The 2350-nt window shown below is 53.3% G+C and carries 2 tRNA genes and 2 rRNA genes; all 4 read left to right on the forward strand.

The window, feature by feature from the left end:
- Positions 1–660 (forward strand): 16S ribosomal RNA (locus AB4Y44_RS42195); the annotation flags it as partial.
- Positions 661–726: 66 nt separating this feature from the next.
- A tRNA-Ile gene (locus AB4Y44_RS42200) sits at positions 727–803 on the forward strand.
- 46 nt (positions 804–849) lie between these two features.
- Positions 850–925: transfer RNA gene (locus AB4Y44_RS42205), tRNA-Ala, on the forward strand.
- Positions 926–1267: 342 nt separating this feature from the next.
- A 23S ribosomal RNA gene (locus AB4Y44_RS42210) occupies positions 1268–2350 on the forward strand; the annotation flags it as partial.

Raw genomic sequence — 2350 nt, forward strand, 5'->3', positions numbered from 1 at the left:
CCGCCTGGGGAGTACGGTCGCAAGATTAAAACTCAAAGGAATTGACGGGGACCCGCACAAGCGGTGGATGATGTGGATTAATTCGATGCAACGCGAAAAACCTTACCTACCCTTGACATGTACGGAATCCTGCTGAGAGGTGGGAGTGCCCGAAAGGGAGCCGTAACACAGGTGCTGCATGGCTGTCGTCAGCTCGTGTCGTGAGATGTTGGGTTAAGTCCCGCAACGAGCGCAACCCTTGTCCCTAGTTGCTACGCAAGAGCACTCCAGGGAGACTGCCGGTGACAAACCGGAGGAAGGTGGGGATGACGTCAAGTCCTCATGGCCCTTATGGGTAGGGCTTCACACGTCATACAATGGTCGGAACAGAGGGTTGCCAAGCCGCGAGGTGGAGCCAATCCCAGAAAACCGATCGTAGTCCGGATCGCAGTCTGCAACTCGACTGCGTGAAGCTGGAATCGCTAGTAATCGCGGATCAGCATGCCGCGGTGAATACGTTCCCGGGTCTTGTACACACCGCCCGTCACACCATGGGAGTGGGTTTTGCCAGAAGTGGCTAGTCTAACCGCAAGGAGGACGGTCACCACGGCAGGATTCATGACTGGGGTGAAGTCGTAACAAGGTAGCCGTATCGGAAGGTGCGGCTGGATCACCTCCTTTCCAGAGCTCATCGCTCACACGCGTTCAAGCGCTCACACTTGTCGGCTGTAAGAAAGACAGACTCAGGGGTCTGTAGCTCAGTCGGTTAGAGCACCGTCTTGATAAGGCGGGGGTCGATGGTTCGAATCCATCCAGACCCACCACTTTGTCTGCATAAGGCGAGACAGATCCCCATGAGTATGTGTGACTGGGGGATTAGCTCAGCTGGGAGAGCACCTGCTTTGCAAGCAGGGGGTCGTCGGTTCGATCCCGTCATCCTCCACCAATCCTCAATGCACAGCGTTCTGCACGAAGCAGAACCTTTTGCATTGGCGATTGAGCCAGTCAGAGCGGTATGTGAAAACGTACCGGCTGTCGTTCTTTAACAATCAGGAAGAAGTAGTAAAGAGATTCATCTGAAACACACTTAGAGATGGGTGTGGAGTAGGTGAATCAGGGTTGTGATTGTATCAATGTATTTTTAAGTGATCGAAAGATTGCCTTGAAATACGGCGCAACACGAATACTCAACCTGTAGCGATTGTGTTCTTCTGCTTGTCCCCTACGGGGATGAGCCCAGAGTAAGCGCTAAAGCGCTAACTCTGGCCGCAAGACACACCCGTTATAGGGTCAAGCGAACAAGTGCATGTGGTGGATGCCTTGGCGATCACAGGCGATGAAGGACGCGGTAGCCTGCGAAAAGCGGTGGGGAGCTGGCAAACAAGCTTTGATCCACCGATATCCGAATGGGGAAACCCGGCCCGAATGGGTCATCCATGACTGAATACATAGGTCATGTGAAGCGAACGCGGCGAACTGAAACATCTAAGTAGCCGCAGGAAAAGAAATCAACCGAGATTCCCAAAGTAGTGGCGAGCGAAATGGGACCAGCCTGTACTCTTTATCCGTACCGTCAGCCAAACGCTCTGGAAAGTGCGGCCATAGTGGGTGATAGCCCCGTAGGCGAAGGCGGAATGGAAGAACTAGGTGTACGACAAGTAGGGCGGGACACGTGAAATCCTGTCTGAAGATGGGGGGACCATCCTCCAAGGCTAAATACTCGTGATCGACCGATAGTGAACCAGTACCGTGAGGGAAAGGCGAAAAGAACCCCGGGAGGGGAGTGAAACAGATCCTGAAACCGCATGCATACAAACAGTCGGAGCCTCGCAAGGGGTGACGGCGTACCTTTTGTATAATGGGTCAGCGACTTACATTCAGTGGCAAGCTTAACCGAATAGGGCAGGCGTAGCGAAAGCGAGTCCGAACAGGGCGTCCAGTCGCTGGGTGTAGACCCGAAACCAGGTGATCTATCCATGGCCAGGTTGAAGGCACGGTAACACGTGCTGGAGGACCGAACCCACTAACGTTGAAAAGTTAGGGGATGAGCTGTGGATAGGGGTGAAAGGCTAAACAAACCTGGAAATAGCTGGTTCTCTCCGAAAACTATTTAGGTAGTGCCTCGTGTATCACCTTCGGGGGTAGAGCACTGTCATGGTTGATGGGTCCATTGCGGATTACGTCGCCATAGCAAACTCCGAATACCGAAGAGTGCAATCACGGGAGACAGACATCGGGTGCTAACGTCCGGTGTCAAGAGGGAAACAACCCAGACCGCCAGCTAAGGTCCCCAAATATGGCTAAGTGGGAAACGAAGTGGGAAGGCTAAAACAGTCAGGAGGTTGGCTTAGAAGCAGCCACCCTTTAAAGA

The sequence above is a fragment of the Paraburkholderia sp. BR10937 genome (genome assembly GCF_040965695.1).
In the GTDB taxonomy this organism is placed as follows: domain Bacteria; phylum Pseudomonadota; class Gammaproteobacteria; order Burkholderiales; family Burkholderiaceae; genus Paraburkholderia.